The 19,766-nt window shown below is 38.6% G+C and carries 23 protein-coding genes; 4 read left to right on the plus strand and 19 right to left on the minus strand.

The window, feature by feature from the left end; translation table 11 throughout:
• Positions 1-4: 4 nt before the first annotated feature.
• The 4 genes from AC3WLU_RS04950 to AC3WLU_RS04965 all read right to left on the minus strand — a co-directional run bounded on the left by AC3WLU_RS04950 (position 5) and on the right by AC3WLU_RS04965 (position 2,243).
• Positions 5-421 carry a VOC family protein gene (locus tag AC3WLU_RS04950; RefSeq protein ID WP_098863860.1) on the minus strand — a complete coding sequence of 139 codons (417 nt, stop codon included), beginning with the start codon at positions 419-421 and terminating at the stop codon, positions 5-7.
• A gap of 109 nt (positions 422-530) precedes the next feature.
• Positions 531-1,022, minus strand: coding sequence for a PTS sugar transporter subunit IIA (locus AC3WLU_RS04955; protein WP_048687174.1), 492 nt, complete (start codon positions 1,020-1,022; stop codon positions 531-533).
• Positions 1,023-1,113: 91 nt separating this feature from the next.
• A complete protein-coding gene (locus AC3WLU_RS04960; RefSeq protein ID WP_095679008.1) occupies positions 1,114-1,503 on the minus strand; it encodes an iron chaperone in 390 nt (129 codons plus the stop codon).
• 89 nt (positions 1,504-1,592) lie between these two features.
• The gene (locus AC3WLU_RS04965; protein WP_492596897.1) at positions 1,593-2,243 is read right to left on the minus strand and encodes an alpha/beta hydrolase; all 651 of its coding nucleotides are present in this window, start codon (positions 2,241-2,243) and stop codon (positions 1,593-1,595) included.
• A 198-nt stretch (positions 2,244-2,441) separates the two neighbouring features.
• Between AC3WLU_RS04965 and blaOXA the strand changes: the two genes are divergently transcribed.
• Positions 2,442-3,233 carry a class D beta-lactamase gene (gene blaOXA / locus AC3WLU_RS04970; protein ID WP_492596898.1) on the plus strand — a complete coding sequence of 264 codons (792 nt, stop codon included), beginning with the start codon at positions 2,442-2,444 and terminating at the stop codon, positions 3,231-3,233.
• A 182-nt stretch (positions 3,234-3,415) separates the two neighbouring features.
• On the plus strand, positions 3,416-4,150 hold the full coding sequence (locus AC3WLU_RS04975; protein ID WP_057277006.1) for a DUF1796 family putative cysteine peptidase: 735 nt from the start codon (positions 3,416-3,418) through the stop codon (positions 4,148-4,150).
• A gap of 48 nt (positions 4,151-4,198) precedes the next feature.
• Here the strand turns inward: AC3WLU_RS04975 and AC3WLU_RS04980 are convergent, their stop codons facing one another.
• The 9 genes from AC3WLU_RS04980 to AC3WLU_RS05020 all read right to left on the minus strand — a co-directional run bounded on the left by AC3WLU_RS04980 (position 4,199) and on the right by AC3WLU_RS05020 (position 13,255).
• Positions 4,199-5,956 carry a SulP family inorganic anion transporter gene (locus AC3WLU_RS04980; RefSeq protein ID WP_492596899.1) on the minus strand — a complete coding sequence of 586 codons (1,758 nt, stop codon included), beginning with the start codon at positions 5,954-5,956 and terminating at the stop codon, positions 4,199-4,201.
• Positions 5,957-5,972: 16 nt separating this feature from the next.
• Complete coding sequence (locus tag AC3WLU_RS04985) at positions 5,973-6,566, minus strand: beta-class carbonic anhydrase (protein ID WP_413005245.1); 594 nt, start codon at positions 6,564-6,566, stop codon at positions 5,973-5,975.
• 338 nt (positions 6,567-6,904) lie between these two features.
• Positions 6,905-7,633: a PepSY domain-containing protein gene (locus AC3WLU_RS04990; protein WP_492596900.1), complete on the minus strand. Its 729-nt coding sequence runs from the start codon at positions 7,631-7,633 to the stop codon at positions 6,905-6,907.
• Between the two features lie 28 nt (positions 7,634-7,661).
• Positions 7,662-9,005: a sensor histidine kinase gene (locus AC3WLU_RS04995; protein WP_492596901.1), complete on the minus strand. Its 1,344-nt coding sequence runs from the start codon at positions 9,003-9,005 to the stop codon at positions 7,662-7,664.
• Complete coding sequence (locus AC3WLU_RS05000) at positions 9,002-9,703, minus strand: response regulator transcription factor (RefSeq protein WP_034304119.1); 702 nt, start codon at positions 9,701-9,703, stop codon at positions 9,002-9,004. Before AC3WLU_RS05000 ends, AC3WLU_RS04995 begins: the two co-directional genes overlap by 4 nt.
• 170 nt (positions 9,704-9,873) lie before the next feature.
• Positions 9,874-10,755 (minus strand): PhzF family phenazine biosynthesis protein, encoded by an 882-nt coding sequence (locus tag AC3WLU_RS05005; RefSeq protein ID WP_492596902.1) that lies wholly within the window; start codon positions 10,753-10,755, stop codon positions 9,874-9,876.
• A 284-nt stretch (positions 10,756-11,039) separates the two neighbouring features.
• Positions 11,040-11,759, minus strand: coding sequence for an alanyl-tRNA editing protein (locus tag AC3WLU_RS05010; RefSeq protein ID WP_492596903.1), 720 nt, complete (start codon positions 11,757-11,759; stop codon positions 11,040-11,042).
• Positions 11,728-12,804, minus strand: coding sequence for a threonine aldolase family protein (locus AC3WLU_RS05015; RefSeq protein ID WP_063575236.1), 1,077 nt, complete (start codon positions 12,802-12,804; stop codon positions 11,728-11,730). The genes AC3WLU_RS05010 and AC3WLU_RS05015 overlap by 32 nt, the downstream gene beginning before the upstream one ends.
• A complete protein-coding gene (locus AC3WLU_RS05020) occupies positions 12,791-13,255 on the minus strand; it encodes a MarR family winged helix-turn-helix transcriptional regulator (protein ID WP_492596904.1) in 465 nt (154 codons plus the stop codon). Before AC3WLU_RS05020 ends, AC3WLU_RS05015 begins: the two co-directional genes overlap by 14 nt.
• Before the next feature lie 342 nt (positions 13,256-13,597).
• Here AC3WLU_RS05020 and AC3WLU_RS05025 point away from each other — a divergent pair, with 342 nt between their 5' ends.
• Positions 13,598-13,813: a hypothetical protein gene (locus AC3WLU_RS05025; protein ID WP_054399744.1), complete on the plus strand. Its 216-nt coding sequence runs from the start codon at positions 13,598-13,600 to the stop codon at positions 13,811-13,813.
• Positions 13,814-14,130: 317 nt separating this feature from the next.
• Here the strand turns inward: AC3WLU_RS05025 and AC3WLU_RS05030 are convergent, their stop codons facing one another.
• Positions 14,131-14,955 carry a class I SAM-dependent methyltransferase gene (locus AC3WLU_RS05030; RefSeq protein ID WP_492596905.1) on the minus strand — a complete coding sequence of 275 codons (825 nt, stop codon included), beginning with the start codon at positions 14,953-14,955 and terminating at the stop codon, positions 14,131-14,133.
• A gap of 104 nt (positions 14,956-15,059) precedes the next feature.
• On the minus strand, positions 15,060-15,767 hold the full coding sequence (locus tag AC3WLU_RS05035) for a DNA alkylation repair protein (RefSeq protein WP_492596906.1): 708 nt from the start codon (positions 15,765-15,767) through the stop codon (positions 15,060-15,062).
• Between the two features lie 460 nt (positions 15,768-16,227).
• Here AC3WLU_RS05035 and AC3WLU_RS05040 point away from each other — a divergent pair, with 460 nt between their 5' ends.
• Positions 16,228-16,845: a cell wall hydrolase gene (locus AC3WLU_RS05040; protein WP_492596907.1), complete on the plus strand. Its 618-nt coding sequence runs from the start codon at positions 16,228-16,230 to the stop codon at positions 16,843-16,845.
• A 257-nt stretch (positions 16,846-17,102) separates the two neighbouring features.
• Here AC3WLU_RS05040 and AC3WLU_RS05045 read toward each other — a convergent pair whose 3' ends face one another.
• The 4 genes from AC3WLU_RS05045 to AC3WLU_RS05060 all read right to left on the minus strand — a co-directional run bounded on the left by AC3WLU_RS05045 (position 17,103) and on the right by AC3WLU_RS05060 (position 19,737).
• On the minus strand, positions 17,103-17,321 hold the full coding sequence (locus AC3WLU_RS05045; protein WP_098187372.1) for a hypothetical protein: 219 nt from the start codon (positions 17,319-17,321) through the stop codon (positions 17,103-17,105).
• Between the two features lie 411 nt (positions 17,322-17,732).
• Positions 17,733-18,137, minus strand: coding sequence for a YbaN family protein (locus tag AC3WLU_RS05050; RefSeq protein ID WP_048687144.1), 405 nt, complete (start codon positions 18,135-18,137; stop codon positions 17,733-17,735).
• Between the two features lie 188 nt (positions 18,138-18,325).
• Entirely contained in the window at positions 18,326-18,970 is a 645-nt protein-coding gene (locus AC3WLU_RS05055; RefSeq protein WP_492596908.1) for an MBL fold metallo-hydrolase, read from the minus strand.
• Positions 18,971-19,191: 221 nt separating this feature from the next.
• The gene (locus AC3WLU_RS05060) at positions 19,192-19,737 is read right to left on the minus strand and encodes a TetR/AcrR family transcriptional regulator (RefSeq protein WP_095393386.1); all 546 of its coding nucleotides are present in this window, start codon (positions 19,735-19,737) and stop codon (positions 19,192-19,194) included.
• Between the last annotated feature and the right edge of the window lie 29 nt (positions 19,738-19,766).

Here is a 19,766-nt window from a genome sequence, read left to right on the forward strand (position 1 = left end):
TTATTTATTCTTGATTAAATCCGCTTTCGTCCATGTAAAATACTTCCCAAGAATGCCCGTCGATATCCAGAAAACTCCAACCGTACATGAAACCATGATCAATGGCTTCATTGAAAGGCTTTCCGCCAACATCCAGTGCTCTATTCACGATCTCATCGACTTCTTCCTTGCTTTTAACGGACAGGGCGACGATGGTTTCCTTACTCGCAGCAGAATCAGGGATTTCCTTCTTGGTAAACGTTTTAAAGTATTCTTCCACTAACAACATGACATATATGGACTCACTTATAACCATGCATGTCGCATTTTCATTGGTCATTTGCTCGTTAAACTCAAAACCGACCTTTGTGAAAAATTCTATTGAGGCATCCAAATCTTTAACAGGCAAGTTTACAAAAATCTTTTCTGCTTGAATTCCCATCCAATTCACCCTCGCTTGATTTTATTTGTTCACTCACCTACTATTCGCTGCAATTTTCGATTTTCCTGCTTGCAGCCTAAAAGGAGAAATCAGCATGGAATCTTTCTTTTCATTTCAAATAAACACTCATGATCTCCGTATCGTTAATAGTTGCTTGGGTATTATTTGTTTTTTCCAGTTTTTCAACCAGCTCGCCATTCGTGACAACGATCGGAGTAACGATGCTTGGAGCGTTGGATTTTAGAAAATCGATATCAAATGTCACAAGCTTGTCTCCTGCTTTTACCCTTTGCCCTTCTGCGACATGGACTTCAAATCCCTCGCCTTTAAGGTTAACTGTTTCCAAGCCAATATGAATCAACAATTCTATGCCATTCTTCGTACGGAGGCCTAGAGCATGTTTAGTATGAAAAACCTGGATCACTTCTGCATCGATTGGAGATACGACCAACCCTTCCTCAGGAAGAATCGCTATTCCGTCCCCCATCATTTTCCCGGAAAACACCGGATCCGGAACATCTTCTATTTTTATTACTTGTCCGTTTATAGGAGCAAGCAGTTGTTCCACACTTTCTTTTTTACTGAATAATTTTTTGAACATATTATTTCCACCTTTCTCTTTCGGTCCTAAAATCCTTGCAGTTCATACTCTCATATATTAAGCATTTTGTGAATTCTGATAATAATCGATGCTATTTTTTCTTTTGAGATTTGCCTTCTGCTTTTTTCCTTTTGTTCGCTTCCACTCTAAATATAACCATCTCGGTTATTAATTCATAAGGAATTGGCTTGTTTAGTGGAAACTGAACGGCCCCTTTTGAACATTTATATTCAGATAAGGCAGATTCAAACGCAGAGATCGCGCTTGGAGTTGGATAGAATCCTATATGTTTTTTATAGGCAGCGAAATGTACCAGATTTCCATATAAAACAAAGGTAGGCATTTGATAGCTTATCTTCTCTTCTGCATCCGGTGCTGCATCCTTTATGACTTTTCTTAACGTTTTTAATATCTCCTGAACTTCCTCGGGAAATTGTATGATATATTCATCAATTGAATGAAATGTATTGGTTCCCACCATCATTTCTCCTTTCAGAACTCCAAACTACAATACTCTTATTATAACATTCTTCACCTGCTAACTCCTGGATTGAATCCCTTTGTATTCCGCTAACCTATATTTTTTAAAAACTCTTCCATTCTATTCATTACACCTTCCAGCACGATGATCGTCCTTGAAGTATCGAAAGGTTCAATATCCAAGGAATGATTTGCATGCGGGATTTTATTCATGCTTATGTTCGGTTTATTTTCAATCGCTTGAATTTTATCTGGAATATAATGATGATCTTTTTCACCTATAACTATATGTGCTAAATGTTTGCAGCTCAATAACCCATCAAAAATCGAATCGAACTTCAATAGAGGCGTCAGCAAAATCATTTTGGCATTCGTAAACCGCTCACTTTTCATGATTCCGTTGATGATGGGGATGGTGCCAAGTGATTTGCCTAGAAACACAGTTCCTTGATATTCATGATTTTGAAGCACTTCCGTAATGACGGGATTGATATCATTAACGATCACTTTTGTGATATCCACCAATGGATGCTTGAATATATCCTGGTCGTAGGCGTAATGAATATGCACGACATCATACTGATTTTGAAGCATGATCATCGTCGAATAATAGAATAGCGGCTTCTCATACGTGTACCCTGCACCTGAAAACATAAAACAAATGGCCGGACTTCCGGTTTCAATATGTGTGTATGTAATTTCTTTTTCATTACTATTTATTTTTCTTTGGTTAACCTCCATGATAGATTCCTCCCATTCCATCGTTTGCTTTATATATTCATTGCTACTCGCTGCATTCCTCCTTAATCGATACTATCTAGATAGAGTCCAAGAATAAGGTTTCGTTTTTCATCAGGAATAGGTATACTTTAGCTATCAACCTGTTTTATGGAAATTATTTGATGATCGATCAATCCATGCCTTAAAGGAGAGTGTGTAATGAAAATCAAAACGTTATGTTTCATTCTTGTCCTGCTAGTCACTGGTTCCATGGGCACGATTCATGCAAGTGCTAACGATCAAAAGGTGAAAGAACTGGATATCGGGGATTCCTTCGATGGTGCGGAAGGCACGATGGTACTTCAAAACTTAAAAAATGATAAGGTATTTATCTATAATAAACAGAGAAGTAAAGTACGCTACACACCAGAATCGACATTCAAAGTGGCGAATGCATTAATCGGTTTACAGACAAAAACGGTGAGCGATGAATATGAAGTGAAGCGCTGGGATGGCGTAATCAGGGAATTTGAAGATTGGTACAGAGATCATACGCTTGCTTCAGCCATGAGGCATTCCGTGATTTGGTATTATCAAGCAATGGCCCGCGATATCGGGGCGGAAAACATGCAGCAGTATGTGAACCTGCTCGATTACGGCAATCGTGATATCTCCGGCGGGATCGATCAGTTCTGGCTGGATAGCAGCATAAAGATTTCTGCCCGGGAACAAGTCCAATTCATGGAAAAGCTTGTAGAGGAAAAGCTGCCTATCGATAAGCAGCATATGAGAACCGTAAAGAGAATCATGATCAATGAAGAAGCGGACTCATATGTCCTCCACGGAAAAACCGGTACACGCCTTTCTGATATGGGATTGGGCTGGTATGTGGGGTACATCGAAACGGACAAAGGGGAATGGGCCTTCGCAACGAACATGGACGGCAGCGGAAGCAAAGCCAAAACGATTACGCTTGAAGCCCTGAAAGAGTTGGATATCATAGAAGAATAAACGTTCACGCATGCTCTTAATTAGGGCATGCGTTTTGCTTTGTCTAAAAAGATCGCTGAACCTATTTATAAATATTCATGTTGGCATTGCCTGATATAAAGCCTTTTTTTGGTTTGTCCAATCAATAAAAAGAAAATTACCATCTAATATAGTATAGATAGTTATAGAAAGGGGGATTAATAGTGAAATTAACGGAAATCAAGAAATCTTATGATGTAATCATTCCTTCAGGCAGTGCTTGCACTCCCGCTTTGAACCTAAGAAGACTTGGCTTAAGAAGATTTTCTTTGCCTCTCGACTGGGTCTTTACCGAGTCATTTGCAGAAGTGGCCAGGCTATATAGTAATCAGTTCAAGGAATATATGGAATTGAAGAATTTGACTTTAGTAGATGGTTCCGGTACTTATTTTGACGATGACATAGATATAAATGCTGTAAATACCTATTTTGTAAGAGATAACCATTATAAAGTCACTTCAGTTCACGATTTCCCCATCCTGCCTGATAAAGAATGGTTTGAAACATATCCTGATTTCAAAGAGAATTTAGATAAAAGAATAGCAAGATTCATTGAAACGATCAAAGATAGTGATTCAATCCTATTTGTAAGATGGTCAACAAAATATGAGCAAGCCACTTTGTTTCAACAAGTAATGAAGGACATGTTAAAAGAAAAGGAATTTACTGTATTAATACTAATCCCCTCGGATGATGCAACAAGTATTTCTGATTTAGCATGGAACATAGAAAATGTTTGTGTTTTAGAAGTACCTAACCAAGTTTGGGATGAGGCGATTTGGGATCAGGTTTTTAGTGGCATACAATTAAATAGTCAGGATAAATCCCTGAGTGAACAAGCTCGATGTGTTAATGATTTCAATAACCCGAAATCTTGCAGCAGAAATAAAAGAAGTTGAAGAGAAAGGCATCCGCCAAAAGCGGATGCCTTTTCTTCTTGACGGAAATCAAGTTAATCCTATCTCCCGTTTTCTGCTTTGTTTTAATAACGCAGGCTTTTGAACTTGCTGTGAGAGTGCGGTACATTCAGCAAATGAAAACTGTTTACACCCTTTACAACGGTTCTCATCCAGTTTGGATAAAGCTTTATTGATGGCATCACCCGTACTGGAAAAGAACTGTTCCTCACCAACCAGTTCAATAAACCCGGTTTTTCTCAGTATTTCTTTAGGTTCCTGTTGAATTCCTGAAATCAGCACTTGTAGGTTATGAAACTTGAATTGCTTCACGATGTCGGTTAGCAGTGCTTCCCCCGATGTATCGATAAAGGACACATTGCTCATTCTTAATAGGAGGACTTTTGGTTTTGATCGCATTATTTCCTCGATTTCTTCTTGCAGCCTTTCGATTGTGCCAAAGAATAAAGGTCCTTCTATCGTATAAATGTTAATCTGCGGGCAGCTTGAACCTTGTTGCACCATTTCTGGTTTAACTAGTTTATCAGCTGGATCTGGTAATACCTTTGATAATTTCAATGTACCGCTCATCAGTTTAACGAACGATAGAATGGCTAAGAGTAATCCGATCCCGACGCCTGTTGTCAGGTCAATCACTACGGTTAACACGAAGGTAACGAGCAATACGACCGAGTCCATGGTTTTGGCTTTTAAAATATGCGAAAATTCTTTGCGTTCGCTCATGTTCCATGCGACAAACATAAGAATCGGGGCCATGCTGGCCAAAGGAATGGCCGAAGCATAAGGCGCCAAACTGACTAACACCAGCAATACCACCAACCCATGAATCACGCCTGATATGGGGGAGACTGCACCGTTTTTAATATTCGTCGCAGTACGGGCGATAGCACCTGTAGCCGGAATGCCTCCAAATAAAGGCGCAATCATATTGGTCAATCCTTGTCCCATCAGCTCTTTATTGCTGTTATGTTTACTGTTGGTCATGCCGTCTGCCACTACAGCGGATAAGAGTGATTCAATACCTCCAAGCATGGCGATGACCAAAGCAGCCGGAAGGAGTTCAATCACCAGACCGCCAGTGATATGGGGAAACTGAAAATGGGGCAATGCATTAGGAATGGCGCCATATGCCGATCCTATGGTCGCTACCTGACCTGGAAAGAATAAGCTGGCGACAAGAGTTGATACAATCAATCCCAGCAATGCTCCAGGGATTTTCGGTAAATATTTTGGAGTTAATATGACGAGAGTCAGACTTAAGCTAGCTACCAGTACACTATAGATATTCACTGTATTGAGGTTCACTAAGATTTCTTTCATATTTAAAAGAAAGACCTCTTCTTTTTTTAAGTTACTGAGTCCAAAGAAATTGGCAATCTGCCCCGAGAAGATGATCACGGCAATTCCAGCTGTAAAGCCGATGGTAACTGGACGCGGAATAAACTTGATGAATCTTCCCAGTTTGAAGACACCTAAAAGAAAAATCATGATACCTGCCAGGAAACCGGCGATTAACAGTTTTTCATATCCGTACTGCATGACCACCCCTAACAAGACCGGGACAAAGGCTCCGGTCGGGCCTGCAATTTGATATTTCGATCCGCCAAAAAGGGAGACCATGATTCCTGCAATAATCGATGTGTACAGTCCGTATTCCGGCCTTACTCCAGAAGCAATGGCAAAAGCCATCGCTAAAGGAATCGCTACTATCCCAACTACCACCCCGGCAACCAGGTCTTTCTGAAAATGGTCTAAGTTATATCCTTCAAACCTGCTAGAACCCATCATTTTATCGCTCCTTCTTTTATTTGATATGCATTTCTTCCTTGCTGACCATATTGCTATATCCATCTATGATTCGATCCAGTTTACCCGTTTCGGGATGGATGACCATACCGTGGACGGCAATGGAATCCGGTAATAATGGATGGTTTTTGATCAAATGGACACTATTCCTTACACTCTCCTCAACGCATTGAAAGCCTGTCAGCCACTTTGATAAATCAATACCAGAGTTTGTAAGGATATCAATTTGCTCCTGGCTGATTTTCTTCTCCTTTGCGGCATCAAGCAGTGAAGAGGATTGAAGCCCCACCATACCGCATCCGTGATGTCCGATCACACACACTTCCTCCACTTTCAGCTCATAAATGGCGACAAGGATACTGCGCATAATGCTGCCAAATGGATGAGAAACAATGGCTCCGGCGTTTTTAATGATTTTCGCATCTCCATTTCTTAACCCCATCGCCTTTGGAAGCAATTCCAACAGCCGGGTATCCATGCACGTTATGATGACGATCTTTTTATCTGGATACTTTGTCGTTTGAAACCTTTCATATTTGTTTTGATCGACAAACGTCTTGTTGTAATCCAGAATGCTAGAAATAACTGACATTACTGATTCTCCTTTCTCTTTGCAAAACTTTGTTAAGGTGTAGAAATATGATGGAATGTTTTATGTACAATAATCCAGATGCCTTTCATCCACTCGCTTCTTTGGCTCTGTTTTATCATTTGGTGCTTTATTCCATGTTAGAGATGGTTAATTAGAGTTAAATGATAGAAGGATTAGAAATTGGTGAGAATTATTACAGTTCCTTCTCTTTTTTTTTGCATTTTCCTTACTCACCAAAGCCAAAAAGGGTGATGCATATTAGACAGCTAATAGCATCACCCTTTTTTTTGCTTTATTCAATTTACGTCTAGATTAGTAAACCCTTATGAGCCACTATTTTATTCAGGGCCATCATTATCGTTCTCTTCGTCATCTTCCCACGTGATTGTTTTTACTTCCTTCGTGTAGCCGTCCACTTGAACGACTGCGTCTCGATCGTCCTCCAATTCAACTTCGACCAAATAATAAGGTGTCTGATCTAGAGGTTGATAAAATTCTGTATCATCACCTGTTCCTTTTACATGTTTTTCGGCAATCGCAATTGCTTCGCTTTCTGTAATGATACTATCTGCCACCAGTGTCGAGTCAATTATAGCTCCTGTATATGGATTGAGTATCAAGGTGATTTTTTCGTTATTCTTATTTACCACCGCTTTATAAAAGGAGTTGTCTTTCTCCTGTACAAAATCAATTTGTTCCAGGTCACCTTGTGAGGAAATACGCGTCTTTATTTCGTTTTGGGTCAGTAGCTTTTGGGGTGCTTTTTCCGTAGTCGCTTCAGCTGTATGACCAATGGTTTTTATAGAACGGACTTCCCCGCTTTTCGCATCCATCCTAATTTGATAGACCCCGGTTTCAAGCTGCATTTCAATCTGATATTCTTCACCTTCACTTTTCGTTGTCTTCATAATGGTTCCAGGAAATTTATCCTTTGCTGTCTGGTTCACTTCTTCTTTCGTCAAACTTTCCGCGGATAATGATGGAGCCCACCATTGAAATCCGACGAATGATAGCAGACCAAAAACGAGAATATATCCGGCTGGTATCAGCACTTTTCTAATCTTCATCGTATCCCCCATCCAACATCATTCTGGCTTAATTAAATAAAAGAGTAACGATCGTTCCCCTGCCTTCGAGACTGTCCATTTCAATCCGCACATCTATTGCATCAGCAATTTCCTTTGCCACGGAAAGCCCCAATCCAGATCCGCCTTGCTTTCTGTTTCTAGCTTTATCCACACGATAAAAACGATCGAACACTTTTGGCAATTCAGCCTTTGGAATTCCATCCCCTCTGTCTTCGATGCGGATATATGCTTCATTACTTGTTTGTCCTATGTAGACGGAGATTAGCTCGTCACTATACTTTCTTGCATTGTCTAAAAAAATAAACAAAAGCTGTTTTAACTTTTGAACATCCGTTACTGCTTCAATTGCATCGCCACTATAAATTTCCACTGTCCGATTGTACGCATTCTTATATACTTTCGCTAACTCTGCCATGATATCGGTCAGATTGACATTTTCCTTCTCTATATTCCATTTTTCCTGATGCTTTGCAAGCAGGAGCATTTGCTCTGTCATCTCTCTCATTCTAATGGCTTCAGAATGAATGGCCTCTATGGATTCATCAAACAAATCAGGACGCTCCAACCCTTTTCTCTTCAAAAGGCTTGCATAGCTTTCGATGACAGTTAGCGGTGTTTTTAATTCATGTGAAGCATTCGATACGAATTGCTCCTGTTTTTCGAAGTTGGCCTGCAGTAAATCGATCATGTGATTAAACGTTTTTCCCATTTCCACAAGCTCATCCTTTGATTTTTCTTCTAGGCTAAGCCGCTTAAATTGGCCGCTAGTTTGAATTTCCTTCATCGTATCGATCATCGATCGAATCGGACGGGCGATGAAGTTACTAAGAATAGTGCTTGATATCAGAACAGGTATCATGGCAATGATGGTTACAGCGATTAATACGATGCGCAGAACAGCGAGCATTTCTTCGGTTGCTGACATGCTTTTGGTGATTTGAAGATTAACTACACTTCCATCCCCCCAAACGATCGGGTTTGAAACGAATACATACTTTTTCTGCTGATAAGTGATGATCTCGCTCTTCTCACCGGGGTAAAAGCGGCTATTTCGATTGCTTAATTGTTTTTCAGAATTGGATGTAACAGCTGTTCCTTTTCGCTGACCTTCGATTACGATACCAATCATGCCATCTATAGGCAGATAGGCTCGAAGTAAATCATTTGGAGATATATTATTAACATTTTCACTAACATCAAAGGCAATTTTCCCCGTCTCCGCTTTCGCACGATTCATTTCATTCACCATCATCAGATTACTGAAAACAAAATAAATGGAAACATTCATCAAAAGCAGCAGGAAAATGAATAACACCGCAGTATATAAGTTTATTTTCTTGCGAAGTCTCATTTTGCTTCCTTCATGACGTAGCCAACGCCTCTTACGGTATGAATGAGCGGCGTTTCAAAGCCATGTTCGAGCTTTTTGCGAACATATCGGATATACACATCCACCACGTTTGTTTCTCCCTGGAAATCATACCCCCAAACCGCTCCCAGAATTTGATCACGGCTTAGCACCTGACGCTTATTCTTCAGTAAATAAAGAAGTAAATCATACTCCTTTGGCGTTAGTTCAATATGACTATCACCTCTAATGACCTCGCGTGTTTTGACATTCACTTTTAAATCGGCAGTATTTAGCCATCCACCGATTTCAGCTTCCATTGAAGGTGCAGCAGGCCGCATTCTTAAAACCGCACGAATTCGGGCAAGCAATTCCTCAATTTGGAAAGGTTTGGTGATATAATCATTCGCGCCGAGATCAAGACCGGAAACTTTATCTTCAACCGAGCCTTTTGCCGTTAACAGGATGACAGGAGTGATATTATTCTTCGTTCGAATTTTCCGAAGCAGCTCGATCCCGCTTATGCCCGGAAGCATCACATCCAATAAGATCAAATCCCACTTTCTTGATTGATATGCTTCAAGGGCCTCCTTGCCGTCCATTGCCTTTCCAACCTGATAGCCTTCGATTTCAAGCTCCAATTCAAGCAGTCTTAAGATCTTTTCTTCGTCTTCCACGATCAGTACTGATTCTTTATTCATTTGGAAGACCTCCTTTTGTGTGGGACTCTCCCCATTAATTGTCATTCATTTTCAAATTAAATCGATTGGATTATCGGTAAGTATGCCTGTTCGTTCAATAAGAAAAAGGCTGCCTCAGCAACCTTCCCTGTTTTGAAGTAAAGCATTTGTCAGTTGAAAAGGTCAGGTTATTAAAGAAACCATTCACCTTGAGCAATTTTCACTACTTTACCTCCAACATGAACGTCGATTTCCCCATTATCATCACTTGCTTTTAAAAACAATAAAGAAGGTCTTTCGATTTCGTATCCTTGTTCTACGCGAATGTCTATTTCACTTCTTTCAAAATACCCGTATTTAACTAAGTAAGCAGCTAAACACCCATTAGAACTGCCAGTGGCTGCATCTTCGGGAATACCATAATAGTCCGCAAAGTCGCGAACATTCAAATCATTTTTCGAATCATATGTTTCTGGAGAAAAAACCATAATGGCTTTTGCATCCATATGTTCAATTAACTCAAAATATTTTTCTCTATTTATCTTTACTTTTTTAACGGCTTCCAATGATTTTAATGGGACAACAAGCACTGGAAGTCCCGTCGAAACTTCTTGAATGGGGAATCTATCATCTATGTTTTCTTTATGTATATTTAAAACTTCAGAAATTTTATCTGTATCTAAAATCCGGCCAAAAGTTGGTTGATTTTGTTTCATCCATAGAAGCTCTTCTTGATTATTGAATGATACTGTTATCTGTCCACCTTTAAAGTTTAAAATAATGTTATCCAATGGTGCTTCTAATACTTCGTTTTGAATGATATATGCAGTTCCTATAGTCGGATGTCCAGCAAATGGAACCTCTTCATAAGGTGTAAATATCCGGACATCATAACCGCCATCATTTTTTGAATCAGACAAGATAAAGGTAGTTTCGGAAAAATTAATTTCTTTGGCTATCTGTTGCATTACTTTATCCGGAATATTCCCAGCGTTTTTAAAAACCGCGAGTTGGTTTCCTGTATATTTTCCATTTGAAAACACATCAACAATAGAATAATTAATCCTCTCCATCAGACTCCCCCTCGTTTACTTTTTAGTTATTTTAACGAATGTCCCAATTATTGCATGTAAATTTTAAAAATTAAAGTCGCTATTTGCCCAGTTAACTCCAAAAAAAAAAGAGCTGCCAGAACAACTCTCATGTTAAAAGCCCTATTTACTTTGTACCTTATTTCAATCTGTTCCTGTCAAAATGATTTTTTTTGGATTTATATTTAGGTTCGATAAACTCCCACCAACTAAAAATAATTGGCGACTTCAAAGGATATGGAGTCCATACTTTTCATTAGCAGAACTTATCCCAAAAATTGAATTTTAATCCTTTTTTTCGTGGGACCTTTTTGTTGAATTTTCATAATGGAAAAGTCTTTAATTTCATTCGTGTTGCTGACGTGGGTTCCGCCACATCCTTGCTCATCAATATCATTTATTTGAACGATTCGAATTTCGTTAAGAGAAGCTGGAAGTAAGTTAATGACCGTTTTAATAACCCCTACTTTTTGCTCTGCTTCAGCTCTGCTAATTGTTTTCGTGTAAACATTATGGGGTTGTGCCAGTATCTTCTTTATCGATTGTTCCAATTGATCGAATGGTATTTCTTCCATTATGTCAGGAGAAAAAGACAGCTCTAATCTCGCATGTTCTTTTTCAATTTGACTGCTTGTAGCTAAAGCATTGTAATGTTGAAAAAAATAACCTGAAATGACATGCAATAATGTGTGATACTGCATATTCTGATACCGCCAAGTCCAGTCAATCTGCATCTTTGCCGTTTGATTAATGTCCTTTAATGGCCGTTCCAATTCATGAATGATTTCACCATCTACTTTTTTTACTGTTAATATTTTATAAGTTTCATCACCTTGTTTTATGATTCCCCGGTCACAGGGCTGCCCACCGCCGCCTGGATAAAAAATGGTTTGATCGAACACAACAAACCGGTCTTGTATTGAAACAATATTTGCCGAACATTCTTTTAGATAACTATTCTCTAAATATAACTCGATCGTGGCCATTTTTTTCTCCTTTTATTGCCTTGATATCCTCTACGAGCATGTCAACATGTTCTTTTTTCGTAGCCCAACTGGTACAAAATCTCACAGCACTGTGTGTAGCATCGACTTTTTCCCAGAAGGAGAATGAATACTTTTTACCTAATTCCTGCATTACATCTTCCGGCAAGATGGGAAACTGCTGATTTGATGTGGAATCATATCGTAATGAAAATCCATTTTCAACAAATGCTTCCCGAATCATCATTGACATTTCCACGGCATGTTTAGAAATTTCATAGTATAGGCCGTCTTCAAATAAGGTTTCAAACTGGATCCCCAATAGTCTCCCTTTAGCGAGCATTCCTCCCCTTTGCTTGATGAAATAGCGGAAGTCCTTTTTCAGGGCATCATTCATGATGACTGCCGCTTCACCAAACATTGCCCCAACCTTCGTTCCCCCTATATAGAACACATCACATAGCCTTGCAACATCAGCCAAGGTTAAATCGCAGTCCTTCGAAGCCAAGCCATACCCTAATCTGGCGCCATCCAATACCAATGGCAAACTACATTCCCGGCAAACTTCACTTAATGCTTCCAATTCGGCTTTACTATAAGTCGTTCCATTTTCTGTAGGGTTGGAAATGTAAACCAAGCCTGGCTGTACCATATGCTCATGGGTAACATCATTCCAGTGGGCATCATATAATTCTTTCACCTGTTCAGGTTGAATTTTTCCATCATCACTCGGCAAAGTAAGCACTTTATGGCCAGTTGCTTCAATTGCGCCTGTTTCATGTACCGCGATATGCCCGGTGATTGCAGCAATCGCCCCTTGATGCGGCCGCAAAATTGAGGCGATGATAGTTGTATTCGTCTGTGTTCCTCCCACTAAAAAGTGTACATCCGCATTCGCGGCATCACACTCTTTTCGAATGTAAGCTCTCGCTTTTTCACAGTGTTCATCCACTCCATATCCGGGTGTTTGTTCTTCATTGGTTTCTATTAATCGGTTCAGAATTCGCTTATGGGCACCTTCTGTATAATCATTTTCAAAACGTATCATCCTTTAATCTCCCCAAACCATCCAATTTCTTCTGAATGAACATCATAGAAGCATGGATTTCTTTAATTTCATTTTGTGATAATCCTTGGAATAATCTCACTAATTGTTCATCAGATCTTTCATTAAGCTGGTTAAAAAGAGTCATCCCCTCTGGAGTCAACCGAATCAGAATCGTTCTGTTATCCAAGGTCGAGTGTTCCTTCATAACCAGTCCATCTTTTCTTAACTTGTTAATTATTCTGCTCATATAGCTGCGATCAATTTCCAGTTTATCAACTAAGTTGTTTGCTATACACTGCTCCATCAAACCGATTTCCATAATGACCCGTGCCTCAGTGAAAGAATATCCGGTATCCAATATATGCTTACCCAACACACCAAGTATATTTGTATAAAATCGATTGAATTGCCGGATATCAGCCATGGTATTTTTATTTTTATTTATATTCATGATTCGCTTCCTTTTAGTGGACTTTATCCACTAATACTTTATTGTTATTAGTGGACTTTGTCAACGTTCTTTCATAAATCTATCAATCGATACCACTAGTTTGACCCATTTCAAAAAATTCACTTTTAGGTTGATTGTTTCTTTTCGAAGAAGTTACAATACTTTAGTTAGAAACACTTGTGAAATTTCCCACTTAAACTACCCTCCACCCATTGTTGAAAAAGAACATCCTTTGACCCATAACTTTTATCTATAAAATTAGAGAATATCGAACACGGGATAAGTTAAGGTGCATAAAATAGGATTGTGATATTTATCTATATTTTGAAAGGATGTAATATTGTGTATCCTTCTTACACTAACCCACACCATCTCAAACAAGAAACATTGTCACAGGTTGGCCCTTGGGTACAGTATGGTTTAAACGAAGCTCAAAAAACATCTGTCCCTCATGCAATGATGGAAATTGCAGCTATTGCCTATCTGATGGGTAAAGGATATGATCCGAGGATGGCGCATCAAATTGTCGAATCATGGGAAGTTAATGAAATGTTTTAACTGCTGTAGCTTTGAAATAAAGATTAATAAAAATGTCCTCTTTAACCCCCATATTAGCGTAAATAAAAAAAATCCATTTTGAAAAAGGATTGTTCAAAATGGATTTTCTTGTGATTCATTATTCAGTTGCTTACACTGTTTTAAGGTCCACAAAAAAAATCAGGCACCTGTAATGGATGCCTTTAAATAGTCGAGCTATCTAGTGTTTCGTTTACTTCATAGAAGTTTTTAAGATCTAGTACTTTTTATGGTAGTTTAGTAAGCAAAAAGCAACCCATTAGGCTGCCCTGGATCTTGAATTCATTTGAGTACAATTATTACTTTGCACAAACAACGAAGCTATTTAATGATTTCTCCTTACCATTCGAAGTGTTCATCAGTTCATAATAACCAGTTATTAACGTTTGTATCATGTTAGGGATTTTAATAAATTCTGCACGGATACTATTTGCATAATCTTTTTCCCATTGACCGTCCTGTAAAAATGTTGCATCGACTGTAAGTTGTTTTACCACTTCAAAATTTGTTTGCTGGAGCAGCTGGAGAATTTGAGTTTTATGAAATAAGTTTTGGATATTTCCTTCATTCTTTACGAAGTTTGAATGCAGTGCAAGAATGGAAACTGCACAAAAGTGGGAACGTTGAGAAAGGCAGGTGAAGTCGAGGTCCCATTCTGCAAAACATAATTGTTTTGCCAATCCGCGAATCTTTTTAAAGTATTTCAATAAATCCTCTGGTTGCTTGAAATACCATGAACAATGGGATAATACCGCCATATCAAATGGGATGGGTGATTCAAAAAAATCAAAATCCATTTCAAAATGGAAGTCAATCCGTTCTCCTAATGAAGATTTCTTTATGCGCCCTGTTGCTTGACCCAATGTTAACGGTGCTCCGTAATCGGGACTGGCAATATCTATTGCGACAACAGATCCGCTTTCCCCTACTGCATCTGCTATTGCAACGGTAGTATCCCCTTGACCACAACCTATTTCCAATACACGCATTCCTCTTTGGATCCCAAATGCCCCCACTAATTCCAAACGGTGCTGTAACTGCACTTGTTGTATCAAATCATCTTCAAATAATTGATATTCCGCTAAAAAGGATCTTGTTTTTTCGTTTAGTTGAAATGACTTCAAGTATCATTCACCCCACATTTAGTGTGTATTGGTTCATCAACAAAGAAAAAGGCTGCCTAAGCAACCTCCTTCATTGAAATTACCCTTCATTTTGCAAAACCAATCTAACATCTTACATGCTTGCGTTTAAAACCAAGCCTTCCTCTACCGACTTCTTTTTGAATACTTTCGTATGCATTTAGAAAACTGCTTTTTTTCTTTTCCCGATTGACTTCTATGATCCCTATTGACTTTGCGGTCTCGACTGCCTTTTCATGGAGCGGCAAATAGGAAATCCCCACGGTGGATAGAAAATTATTCATAGCGGATTTCGTTCGTTCTGGCGATTCGTGAATCGTATTCTTCACAAGGTCCAGCATATCGGAAATTTTGCTTTCTGAAAATTCAACGTCTTTTCGATTCCCCAAAAGCCAACAGTAGCAACTCCAGCCCGCTGACATTCTCAGCTCTTCACCGCTTGCAATCCATTTATCGGATACTTCTTGTGCAATATCTGACTCCGATAAAGTTACAGCCACTACATAATCGGACAGCATATAAAAATATGCAGCATCCATCCAACGATCATAGTCAGACTCAGTCATGGCTTTTGGGTCTGCAATGATGCCTGCAAAGTACATGGCATCATAGTTGCCTGTCGAATAAAGCTCTTCAGCCAAATCCTGATTTATTTTTATTTTCCTTACAATTGGTTTCATGGCGCCTGTCGCCACGCCAAAAAGCGGCTCATGCGCACCATTGGATATGTACATTTTTTTAGTTCGTTCCTTGCCTAGGGCTTCAAGCTCCTGCATGACCATTTCTACATTCATCGTTAAGCACATCCTTCTATATGGAGTTTCCCACTAATATTTTGCCCATCAAATATATATCCCCATTATCCTATAACAGACTGCCATTTGTCAGCACCGTCTAAGTACATGTATGTTACGCAGGGTTCCACTTGTAAACTTTATAATTCTCGATGTTTTGTTGAACTATCCTGCCTCGATAGTTCCATAAGGGGTCTTGTCGCATCCCCATCAAGTTAAAATTTCTTTACACCTCAAAACGAAAAAAGCCATCTTCAGCAGCATATAGCTTAATTTTTCGTTTTGGGTATAATCCTTTTACTAAGCTTGATGGCGATAGGCGGTACCCAGAAAACAGATGAATTTGTCTGAAGACCCCCTAAAATTTTGGTTTAAAATAGTAATAATGTAATATAAATCTATTTTTCTTGTATGATAAGGTAGAATAGTAGGAAAATGAATCGAAGGGTGGTATTACTTGATGGTAAATGTAAAAAAAATGTCGTTTGTTATTTTTATTTGTTTCATGTTTCTTATACCCAATTCAATCTTTGCTCAAGAAGTTTTACACAATGGAAGCCAAGGAGAAGCAGTTTATGACTTACAAGAAAATTTAAAGGAAATGGGTTACTTTAACAGGCAACCAACAGGGTATTATGGTTCAATTACTGATCATGCGGTGAAACAACTTCAACTAGATTCTGGAATATTGCCAGATGGAGTTTTTGGAAACCAAACACAACAAAAATTAAATAGTATTGAAATGATGGCCAGGGTTGTTCATGGAGAAGCTCGAGGAGAAACTTATGAAGGAAAAGTAGCTGTCGCTGCAGTAATTTTGAACCGAATGTCAGCATCAGGTTTTCCTAAAAATACTTACGATGTTATTTTCCAGACAAATGCTTTTACAGCTGTACATGATGGGCAATATTATTTGACCCCAAATAGCCATTCTTATCGAGCTGTTATTGATGCATTACAAGGTTGGGATCCTACTCATGGTTCTGTTTATTATTATAATCCGATGTCGGCAACAGATGAATGGATTTTCACAAGGGAAACAGTCATTAGAATAGGCAACCACTTATTTGCAAAGTAAAACTAATCTACATACATATTGAGGAATGATATTTATAGTTTCGAATTATTAATATCCCATTATCTATGTCGTGGAGTATAGTTGAAAGGTCGGGCAGTAATTGCCCGACCTTTTTGGCGGTACCCCAGAAGAAAATGGTTCCAGCCACTACGTTTGTTGAACTATCCTGCACCTTTTGTTCCATAAGAACTGATCGACATAGCTCTTTATATAACCGAATTAACAAAGTTTTTGCTAAAAATGCAAAGCCATGGACTTTACATCCCCCCACTTATAGGGGCTTTTTCATGAGTACAGAGCAGGTATTGCCGGAATACATCATTAAAATATCCTACATCAATAATTGCTTTTTCTCCTTTATAAGGGCATTGAATATGCGTCAGCTGAAGTGATTCATTTATGATGACCAAGTCTATTGCGTCTAATTCTTTTTTGCAGCACGAACATTTCACAGCTAGTAATTTTTCTTTTTCCATTAAAGAAGCCCCCTTTTATAAATAGGTATTCTTTATGTCTAGTTGCTAATCCTACCTGTTCACACAACCGTCAAAAATTCCTTTTTCCATTAAGTATTCAGTTGGTTCATCATAGCTTGTTTAACTAACCTGCCGCGATAATCCCATAAGAAAAAGCTGCCTTAAATGCGCTCTAACCTCTTCAGCTAACCCCACCCATTATTAGCAAAAAACCACCATTCGGAGCTCTGGTTGTCAACTTATGTACCTGTTTGTTGAATAAACTTTTTAAAATCCATTACTCTGGAATACCATTCTCATTAAAGCAAACGATATAACCCCTAAATATATTTTCATGATTCCCTACCCTTTTCCTGTCCAGTTAGCTCCAATAGAAAAAGAGCTGCCGAAGCAACTCCGTAATATGATGGTTCAAAACGCTCTTTTTTCCGTACCGTTTCGATCAATTGTCTTAATTTTTTTAATGAAATAATAATGTTTGTAGAGGGCGAGTACGACCAATAAGATTTTCACCAATAGGATGTCCACATAAAATACAGAAATCACGATGAAGAAATCGGCAATTAAATTGATTCTTATTTTCTCTCTTCGGGTCATGCCTTTTTTTTGAAGGAATGCTTCAACATATTTTTCATATAATGAGGTGCTCTTGAACCAGTTTTCAATCGACTTGGAGCTTTTAGCAAAGCAAAAGGCAGCGAATAAGTAAAACGGACCGCCTGGCAGAACTGGTAACACAGTCCCTGCGATACCAATCAAAAGAGATATGGCCCCAAGAAGAAAGAATAGGATACTTTTTACTTTTTTTATTGTCATCACCTTTTTATTTATATTCTATCTCCTTATAACGTAAAGAGGAAGCTTAATTGATTCAATTCATTGATTAGTATCTTCCCTTTTTGTACTTGAACTAACCTGCCCTTTCGTTATTAACAGGATCTCTTATCAATTCGCAACATTTTTTAGACATCGCAATCATTGTGATCCACATCGCAGCCTTATATTCATTCATAGAGCATGGTGACGACACCAGCATATTCCGGCAAATTTTCTTTGGAAATATCCAATGTCTTAACTTCGGTTGTTCGCTTTCCGGAAATCTGAAGAAACTTATCTACCTTTGAAAACATCAAGCCAACAACCGACAATGACTTTGTTCTGTAATGCATGGGAATCGTAATAGTAGATTTCAATTGACGCATTACTTGAGCGGCCTCTAAGGCATTAATCGTGACTGTACCTCCTACAGGAATGATGAGAACATCCACTTTTCCAATTTCATTTACTTGTTCTTCTGATAATAGATGCCCTAAATCTCCGCAGTGACAGATGGTCAGATCGTCCATTTGGAAACGATATAAAATATTGGGGCCTCTCTTCTCGCCATTTACCTTGTCGTGAAATGTCTTAAATCCTCTAATTCTTACATCTTCACGGATGTATTCCTTCGGCTCATTTACAAGCAAGTAATCACCTGTTGCAGCTTGAATTTTATTGTGATCGAAATGATTATGGGTAACGGCCACTATATCTGGCTCAACGCTTGGCATACGGTAACGGATGAAGCGATAATATGGATCAATAAGAATCCTGGTTCCTCTTTCGGATGTTAGTAAAAAGGCAGAATGTCCAAACCATTTTATTTTCATACTAAAATTCTCCTTACTTTGCAATTGATTTAAAATCAAGCAACTTTTAAGGAACCTTGGACTACAGTTAAAAATATATTCCATTTATTATAATTCCACTATTCCTGTAATAGTCCTTTTCCCCCCAATCTATCCCTTTTGTTCCATAAAAAAAGAGATGCCTAAAAGACACCCCTTTTCTTACAGAGACAACTATCCCGGGTAAGTTTCTCATTAGCTAGTTATACAATCCTCTCTAACAAATCCCCCACTTTTTCTGCCATGACACGAGGTGGATAAGGCATTCCATTCTTTAACCACCATTCCACTACCCCTACGTATGCATTTGCAACAAATTGAACAATTACATCTTCATTTTGATCGGCATTTTTCCCTTTTGTTATGTCCACATCTTTCTTGAACTCTTCGATATTGAACTTAAGGAACTGACTGCGAAAATATGGAGCTCCTTCACTCGCTAACATCGTCGAAAAGAATAAATAATTGCTCTTGAAATATTCCATACAGTGTACAGTCGATTCTATATAATCCATTTCAGTTGCCGATTCACAAAAATTACTCATGTTGTTAATGTGTTCTTCCATGATTTTATCTAATAGATCAAATTTATCTAAGTAATGTAGATAGATGGTTCCTCGATTAACATTTGCCCTGTCTGCAATATCCTGAATGGTAATGTCATCAAAACTTTTTTCGGACATCAGTTCAATGAGAGCCTTTTTAATGGCTTCTTGGCTTTTGGTTATTCTTCTGTCTACTTTCGGCATGGTTTGGTCACCAAACTTTCCTAAAAATA

Source organism: Peribacillus sp. FW305-BF15 (genome assembly GCF_058783805.1).